Origin of the sequence: Gordonia alkanivorans NBRC 16433, from assembly GCF_000225505.1 — a bacterium.
GTDB classification, from domain to species: domain Bacteria; phylum Actinomycetota; class Actinomycetes; order Mycobacteriales; family Mycobacteriaceae; genus Gordonia; species Gordonia alkanivorans.
Genome location: NZ_BACI01000072.1, coordinates 165,550 through 173,671 on the forward strand (window position 1 = coordinate 165,550; position 8,122 = coordinate 173,671).

At 67.8% G+C, this 8,122-nt stretch carries 7 protein-coding genes; all 7 read right to left on the reverse strand.

The features are described from left to right. Positions 1–31: 31 nt before the first annotated feature. Positions 32–1,186 (reverse strand): FO synthase, encoded by a 1,155-nt coding sequence (locus GOALK_RS13950; RefSeq protein ID WP_035751177.1) that lies wholly within the window; start codon positions 1,184–1,186, stop codon positions 32–34. Between the two features lie 62 nt (positions 1,187–1,248). Beyond that, positions 1,249–1,638, reverse strand: a complete 390-nt coding sequence (locus GOALK_RS13955) for a hypothetical protein (protein ID WP_006359470.1) — start codon at positions 1,636–1,638, stop codon at positions 1,249–1,251. A gap of 5 nt (positions 1,639–1,643) precedes the next feature. Then, on the reverse strand, positions 1,644–2,534 hold the full coding sequence (gene mshB, locus GOALK_RS13960; protein WP_006359471.1) for an N-acetyl-1-D-myo-inositol-2-amino-2-deoxy-alpha-D-glucopyranoside deacetylase: 891 nt from the start codon (positions 2,532–2,534) through the stop codon (positions 1,644–1,646). Beyond that, positions 2,531–4,465, reverse strand: a complete 1,935-nt coding sequence (locus GOALK_RS13965; protein WP_006359472.1) for an ABC transporter family substrate-binding protein — start codon at positions 4,463–4,465, stop codon at positions 2,531–2,533. Before GOALK_RS13965 ends, mshB begins: the two co-directional genes overlap by 4 nt. Positions 4,466–4,531: 66 nt before the next feature. Beyond that, the gene (typA, locus tag GOALK_RS13970) at positions 4,532–6,442 is read right to left on the reverse strand and encodes a translational GTPase TypA (RefSeq protein WP_006359473.1); all 1,911 of its coding nucleotides are present in this window, start codon (positions 6,440–6,442) and stop codon (positions 4,532–4,534) included. A 497-nt stretch (positions 6,443–6,939) separates the two neighbouring features. Then, positions 6,940–7,134, reverse strand: a complete 195-nt coding sequence (locus tag GOALK_RS23900; RefSeq protein ID WP_006359474.1) for a hypothetical protein — start codon at positions 7,132–7,134, stop codon at positions 6,940–6,942. A gap of 11 nt (positions 7,135–7,145) precedes the next feature. Beyond that, on the reverse strand, positions 7,146–8,122 hold a 977-nt coding region (locus tag GOALK_RS23520; protein WP_232283175.1), incomplete at its 5' end, for an LppP/LprE family lipoprotein.

Consider the following 8,122-nt stretch of genomic DNA (forward strand, 5'->3'; position numbering starts at 1 on the left):
ACCCGCTCACCCCCCTGCGTCGTCGTCACCGTCACGAACGTACCTGCGGGATCGGGAGCAACCGATGGGCTTCCGGCTCGGCATAACGCGTGGTGCGCTGACGCGGTGTACGACCGGCGCGTTCGGCGATGGCGACGAGGGTGTCGGCGTCGAGGACCCGGCCCACCTCCGGACCGGCATCCGGCATGAGCCGACCGTCGAGCAGCAGGCCGCCGATGTCGTCGGCGCCGCCGCGCAACAGCAGGTCCACGGTGTCGGGGTCGAGCTTCGTCCAGGCGACCTGCACGTGGTCGATGAGACCGACGGACATCAGCCGGGCGACCGCGTGCAGTGCGCGGGTCTCCCGCTGCGAGGCGGTCGACGTCGCGGCGGCGGTCAGATGCGGCGGCGTGTTGGAGGCGACCATCGGCATCAGGATCAGCTCGCTGAATCCACCCGTGCGGCGCTGGATCCCGAGCAGTGTCCGCAGGTGCGCGACCTGATGCTCCGGGGTCTCGACGTGCCCGTAGACGATGGTGGCCGTCGAGAAGAGTCCGACGCCGTGCGCGGCCTCGATGACCTCGATCCACTCGCGGGCGGGTGCGGAGCCGGTGGGTGACAGGAACCCGCGGACGGAGTCGTCGAGGATCTGGGCGGCGGTCCCGGGGATCGACCCGAGCCCGGCGGCGCGGAGGCGGCGGAGGTGTTCGACGATCGGCACCCCGGTCCGGACCGCACCGTCGGCGATCTCCGCAGCGCGGTACGCGTGCAGGTGCAGACCGGCTGCCGCATCGGTGATCTCCGCGACGAGGCGGACGTAGTCGGTGGCCGGCCGGTCGGCGGGCAACGGGCCCTGCATGCAGATCTCGGTGGCTCCGAGTTCCACGGCCTCCCCGACCAGCTCGGCGAGCGCGGGCTCGCCGGGGCGGCGTTCATCCGAGATGAGTCGGGCGGCGACCCCGGTGTCCAGATTGCGGTTCACGACGAAGGTCACGGCGTCGGGATCGGTGACCCTCGCCCGGACGGTGTCGGCGAGTTCGCACAGTTCTTCCAGCCGGGTGCCGGAGGCGCCCAGCAGCGCGACCCAGCCCTCGTCGTCGAGGGCATCGGGGCCGAGGGCTGTCGGGTCGTCACGGAGACGACTCAGGGCCGCCGTGACGCGCTCGATCGGGGCCGTGATGTCTTCGGCCCACGCGCGCAGAACCATGACCACACTCTAACGCTCGTTCGGTTACACCCTTCGCCCCGAGGGAACGGCGGCGGGGAAAGTCAGTCGTCGGCTTCGGGAAGCCGATGGGTCCAGCCGAGAAACGCCGCCGGGCCGACACCCAGCACCAGCAGAAAAAGGGTCTGCACCAGGTAGTTTCCCGACGTGCTCAGGATGACGTCGCCACCCGGCCCCGGGATCCCGCCGGCGATGACGACGACGAGCCCCCATGCGGCAAGCGGTGCATAGCGCAGCGGTGACGAGGTGTATCCGGCCGCCAGCCACAGCAGCACGGCGTTGAGAAGTCCGCCGATCAGAGCCGCGACAGGCAACGCGACCCCGCCGAACCGCAGGTACGCGAAGGCAACGCTGAGCAGGCCCACCACGAAGCCGTCGAGGGTCAGCAGCGCCAGCAGGAGCCGGTCGCGGACATGCGGATCGAGCGCTGGCATCTTCGCTATCCGATCCCGGCGAAGAGGTCCGTCTCCCGGTCGCTGCCGGGGGCCTCACGCGGATCGTGGTCGGTGAGGATGAAGTGCTCGTGGTCGTGGATCGGCTGCAGGATGTTGTTCGACAGCGCGTACTCGGTCCCCGACGGCGCGACGGTCACCTGCGTGGCGTGCGCGGCGAGTCCGGCGACCTTGTGCGAGTAGTACGCCCGCACGTCGACCTCGGTGGTGATCCGGTCGTCGGGGTAGCTCGGCAGTTCGCCGGGCCGCGGCATCCGCCAACCGTCCGGCACGGCGCGAGCCGCCGCGAGACCGTTCTCCAGGGCGCTGCGCTCGGTGACCGACTCGTACAGCTTCGCCGGGCCCGCACCGGCCTCCCGGGCACGCGCGACCGCGGCCGCGGTGACCTCGTGGACGAGTTTGTGGTCGGGATGGCCGTAGGTGCCCGACGCGTCGTAGCTGACGACGACCTGCGGGGCGAAGCCGAGGAGCAGGTCGAACAGCACGCCGACCGGCTCGTCGAACGGCGCCCGGACGAGCGCGCGCGGGTGGTCCGCCGACGGCGCCCCGGCCATGCCGGAGTCACGCCAGCGGCCGGCCCCGCCGAGGAAGCGGGGCGTCAGGGCCGGCCCGTCGGCCGGGCTGAGTGCGGCGAGGGCACGGGTCAGTTCGGCGATGCGGTACCCGCCGAGCTGGTCGGCGCCGCCGTCGGAGACGAGCTGTGCGAACTCGTCTCCGATGACCTCGCCCTCTTCGCCGAGGGTGAAGGTCAGGACGCGAACGTCGACGCCTTCGGCGAGGTAGCGGGCGATGGTCCCGCCGGTCATGATCGTCTCGTCGTCGGGGTGGGCGTGGACGAGCAGCAGCCGCCGGTCGGCGGTGGGAGAAGCGTCGGTCACGAGAGTTCCCAGTTGACCGCGGTCCCGAAGATCGACTCCTGGATCGGGCCGGTGAGCGGCACATCGCGTACCTCGGGCGTGACGCCGACGATCATCGAATCCTGGTACAGCGGCAGGTAGATGGCCTGCGCGGCCAGCAGCGGCTCCGCCTGCTCCAGCGTCGAGATCGGGTCGTCCTCGGACATCGCGTTGCGTGCGAGTTCGATCAGCGTGGGATCGCAGAGACCGGAGATGTTGCTGGCGTAGCTGTCGCCGACGTCCCCACCGCTCGGCGCGATGCTGGTCGGGGTCGGCGGTGTGGCGGGCGACGGCTCCGTGCTCGGTTTGGGTTGGTTGCAGTCGACCTGCGATGCCAGTGACGCCGCGGGCGGCACACCGAGTCCGGTCCAGCCGACGACGAGGTCGACGCGCTTCTGGGTCAGCGCCGAGCCGTACAGCTCGCTGTTCGGCATCGTCACCACCTGGGCACGGATTCCGGCGCTGCGGAGCTGGTCGACGACGCTCGCCGCGGCCGACGTGGCGCGGGGGTCACCGGCGACGGCGCCGACACGCACGAGGAGGTCCTGGCCCTCCTTCTGGAACGGCAGGACGCCCTCGGGCAGCTTGGCGACCTCGACCGCACCGGGGGTCGGCGTCGCCGCCGGGGTCGACGGCGTGGACGAGCCCGACGCAGAAGGCGATTCCGACGCAGGCGCACCGGTGGATGGCTCGGGGACGGGCGAGGCCTCTCCAGCCGTCTCCGGGTCCGCCCGGCGGTATCCGGCGTCGGCGAGGAGCGCGTCGACCGCGGCACGATCGGGTCGCGCCCGCGAGACGGGCGTGTACCCGGGGTCGGACGGCGCGAAGACGGTGTTCGCGTACGGCTCCACGATCCAGTCCCCCGCACCGGCGAAAGTGGTCAGCCGCGCGTCGACGAGGCCGAGGATCGCGCGCCGCAGCTCGACCGAGCTCATCGCGTCGGTGCGGGCGTTGACGCTGATCCCCAGTGACCTCGAGGTGAGGCTGCGTTCGGTCTCCAGGCCGGGTAGTGCCGAGAGTTCGGCGGCGGTCGCCGGCGAGGCCCCGAGCGCGACGATCTCGGAGTCGCCGGAACGGACGGAGTCGAGCATCTGGGCGTTGTTGCCCGCGCGGCGGAGCACGACCTGGTCGAGTCGGGGCGGTGTCACCCAGTAGCGGTCGTTGCGGGCCAGCCGCACCTCGTCGCGGGTCTTGTCGATCCCGACGATCGCGTACGGGCCGGCCGACACCGGCTTGCCGGTGTCCATGCCGGTCTGGAAGCCGGCGGGGGCGCCCTTGAGGACGTGACTGGGCAGCAGGCCGGTGAACAGCTCGCGCCAGGCCGGGTACGGCCGCTCGAAGCGCACCTCGACGAGCTTGCCGCCCTCGCGGGACTGCACGGAGTCGATGAGGCGGTAGCCGGCCGGGGCCACCACGTTGGGCTGACGCGACATCTGCTGCCACAGGTAGCTGAAGTCGTCGCCGGTGACCGGCAGGCCGTCGGACCACTGGGCGTCGGTGTGGATCCGGTAGGTCACCGTGAACGGCTGCCGCGACGTCACCTCCGCGGTGGTGACGAAGTGGCGCTGGAGTTCCCAGACAGGTCCGGCAGGTGTCTGCACGGGCGAGAAGGCGCTCGGCAGTGTCATCGCGGCGACCGCGGTGGTCACCGGATTCTGGTCGGCCGCGATGTGCGGGTTGAACCCGTTGCCGACCGAGTCGGTGGCGATGAAGACCGTCTTCGCGACCGGGTACTCGGTCGGCGTCGGCGGCGGACCGGTGTCGCGGACGGGCGGCGGCGGATCCGCCGTGCACGCCGTCAGGGCGATGAGCAGAGCGGCGCCGCACGAGAGCAACCCGAGCACACGGCCCCGGGTCCGGTTCGTGGCGTCGCGACCCTGTGGCCTCGCGCGTTTCACCTCGGATACCCCCATGAAGATGCTTCTCGGTCGATCGGACGAGTGCCGGTCTCCCGCTTGCGCGAGAGACCGGCTCGGCGGTCAGCTGACCGCGGCGTCCCGGGACTTGGCCCGCGAACGCTCACGGGCGCGGGTGTTCGAGTCCAGGTGCACCTTACGCACCCGTACGACCTCAGGGGTGACCTCGACACACTCGTCGGCGGCACAGAATTCCATGGCGGCCTCGAGATCGAGCTGCATGGGCTTGGCCAGCGTCTCCATCACGTCGGCGGAGGACTGACGCATGTTGGTCAGCTTCTTCTCGCGGGTGACGTTGATGTCGAGGTCCTCGTGACGCGGGTTGATACCCACGACGTGACCTTCGTAGCTGTCGTCGCCCGGGTTGACGAAGAACGTGCCGCGGTCGGCGAGCTGGATCATCGCGAACGGGGTCACCGTGCCGGAGCGGTCGCTCACGAGCGAGCCGGTGTGGCGGGCGCGGATCTCGCCGGCCCAGGCGTCGTAACCGTCGAAGACGGCGTTGGCGATACCGGTACCGCGGGTCTCGGTGAGGAAGTCGGTGCGGAAGCCGATCAGACCGCGCGACGGGACGATGAACTCCATGCGGACCCAGCCGGTGCCGTGGTTGTTCATCTGCTCCATGCGGCCCTTGCGGGCGGCCAGCAGCTGGGTGACCGCACCGAGGTACTCCTCGGGCACATCGACCGTCAGGTGCTCGAACGGCTCCTGGACCTTGCCGTCGACCTTGCGGGTGACCACCTGCGGCTTGCCGACGGTCAGCTCGAAGCCCTCGCGACGCATCTGCTCGACGAGGATCGCGAGCGCGAGCTCACCTCGACCCTGTACCTCCCAGGCGTCCGGACGGCCGATGTCGAGCACGCGCAGCGACACATTGCCGATGAGCTCGGAGTCGAGGCGCTGCTTCACCATGCGGGCGGTCAGCTTGTGACCGGACACGCGACCCGCCAGTGGCGAGGAGTTGGTGCCGATGGTGACCGAGATGGCCGGCTCGTCGACGGTGATGCGCGGCAGCGGCTTCGGGTTCTCGAGGTCGGCGAGGGTGTCGCCGATCATGATCTCCGGCATACCCGCGACGGCCACGATGTCGCCGGCGACCGCCGACTCCGCCGGTGCGCGTTCGACGCCGACGGTGGCGAGGAGTTCGGTGATCTTGGCGCGCTCGACGACGGGCTCACCGTCGACCTCGCGGCACCAGGACACCTGCTGACCCTTGCGCAGGGTGCCGTTGTGGATGCGGACGAGCGCGAGACGGCCGAGGAAGGCCGACGCGTCGAGGTTGGTGACGTGGGCCTGCAGCGGGGCCTCCGGATCGCCCTTGGGCGCCGGGACGTGCTCGAGCAGGACGTCGAAGAATGCGTCGAGGTTCTCGGCGTCCGGGATCTCGCCGTTGGCGGGCTGCTCGATGGAACACACGCCGGCGCGGCCGGAGGCGTAGAGCACCGGGAGTTCGAGCACGAGCTCGGCGGCCTTCGCGGCTTCCTCGTCGAGATCGGAGGCGAGGTCGAGGAGCAGGTCCTGCGTCTCGTCGACGACTTCCTGGATGCGCGCGTCGGGGCGGTCGGTCTTGTTGACGACCACGATCACCGGAAGCTCGGCGGCGAGGGCCTTGCGGAGGACGAAGCGCGTCTGCGGGAGCGGCCCCTCGGACGAGTCGACCAACAGCACGACCCCGTCGACCATCGACAGGCCGCGCTCGACCTCACCGCCGAAGTCGGCGTGGCCGGGGGTGTCGATGACGTTGATGACCACCTCGGTGCCATCCGGCTGGCGCCGGTGAACCGAGGTGTTCTTGGCGAGAATGGTGATGCCCTTCTCACGTTCGAGGTCGCCGGAGTCCATCACCCGGTCGACGACCTCGGCGCGCTCTCCGAAGACGCCGGACTGGCGCAACATGGCGTCGACGAGGGTGGTCTTTCCGTGGTCGACGTGCGCGACGATGGCGACGTTCCGGAAGGTGGGGGCAGCGCTCACAGGCTCTCTTTCGTGTTGATGGGGACCGCCTCGGCGGCAGGCATTCAGCTCGCGGCCGAACAGCTCTGACCGGCGACAAGTGCAGATCACCTAGGGATTCAACGCTACAGAGTATCGGTTTATGTGGTGAGACCGCGATCACAGGCTTCCGAGCACCCGTTATTAGGGTCTGCTAACCTCGCCGCATGGGTAAGGTCGACGCGGCCAAGGTGGGCTCTCTGAAGCCCAAGAAGAAATGCTGCAAGAGCACCACGCGGTGCGTGCGGTGTCCCGTGGTGATCCACCGGATGCGCAAGCTCGCGTGCGGATCGCGCGAGTAATGAGCGGCCACGGGTTCGGTCCGTAGAAGCTGGTCCCCATAACCTAGAACGGTACCGCGAACCGGGCCCGATTTCTGGCTCCTGAGTGAAAGCTGCCAATGTTCTGCGTCATCTCCGGAACAAAGCATCTTTTGAATATCTGTGATCTGTCGTGGAGGTAGAAGAAGGGTGTGACGATCAGTCGACCGGGTCTCCTTCCTTGCCAATGAACCTTGGGTTCGTTTCTGAGGGTTCGTTTCTAAGCCGGATACCTTCGATCGTCTTGCGGACCTCCGGAATGTCATTGTCCTCGATCAGGGCAGCCGAGAGCAGGTACGAATCGGGGTCTTGTTGAGGGATTGACCCGCTCTCATCTCCCCAGGCAGTGAGCATCAGAAGGCATTCTAGGGTGAGTGGTGGTGCCGCGAATTGGGGTCGTCATCATCTGCCCAACCGCATTGGGCAATGGGGGAAGCCACCCCCTCTGGCAGTTCTCCGGACCAACGCAGCTTGTCGCCTTTCAGCATCAAACGTGCCGTGTAAATCGTTGATTTCCTGAGGTCATCGTCGGCGTCATACTTCAAGTCTCTGGCCTCGATGGCAACTTGTGTCGCACGACTGACAGAGACTGCGAGACAAAGTGATTTGAGATTGCGGTCGACCGCGGGGCCAATATATCTACCGTCCCGGAAAATCAAAATCTGTCTAACTGGGCGGTCGGTTCCGTCGACCTCCTCAATGAGCGCCGCCGAGAGTGTTGCTTCAGGATCGTAGGTATGAGCGATCGGCGTTGCCTTCCACCGCAGCGCCGGATCATTATTTTTCGATTGCAGATCCTCGACCGCTTGTGCAATCGTATTCAGCGCCCGGTTGTGTACTTCAGGGGTAATGCCCCAACGGCGTCGAACTCCTTGCCTGGTCATACCGATCGCGCTCCCCATCTCCGTGTAGGTTGCACCGAAGTCCCTTGCCCTGGAAAGACTCTCGCTAGCGTGGTGCTCAAGTTGTCCGGCAAAAGCCAACGCGAAACGAGCGAGAAAGGCGGCCTTGAGCTGTGAACCGTGCCGGGTTTGATGCCGCATCCGTTTTTGTGAAGGATGCAGATCATGCCCAAGCGTTACCCACTCGAGCAGCGTGAGCGAGCCGTCAAGATGGTCCTCGATCACCTCGACGAATATCGGTCCGTCTACTCCGCATGCCAGGTGATAGGCCCGAAACTCGGCATTGGTGCCGAATCGCTGCGGAACTGGACCAAGCAAGCCCAGGTCGATGCTCAGGAGGTGCCCGGAGCGAGCACCGCGGAGCAAATGCGGATCAAGGAACTCGAGCGTGAGAACCGAGAACTCAAGGAAGCCAACGAAATTCTGAAGTCGGCATCGAT

What these genes read in the sequence shown, in the direction of transcription:
- GOALK_RS13950 (WP_035751177.1), bottom strand. Translation starts at nt 1,186, where the DNA reads ATGGTTCTGCGCGCGTGGGCCGAAGACATCACGGCCCCGATCGAGCGC.
- GOALK_RS13955 (WP_006359470.1), bottom strand. Translation starts at nt 1,638, where the DNA reads ATGCCAGCGCTCGATCCGCATGTCCGCGACCGGCTCCTGCTGGCGCTG.
- GOALK_RS13965 (WP_006359472.1), bottom strand. Translation starts at nt 4,465, where the DNA reads ATGGGGGTATCCGAGGTGAAACGCGCGAGGCCACAGGGTCGCGACGCC.
- GOALK_RS23900 (WP_006359474.1), bottom strand. Translation starts at nt 7,134, where the DNA reads ATGCTCACTGCCTGGGGAGATGAGAGCGGGTCAATCCCTCAACAAGAC.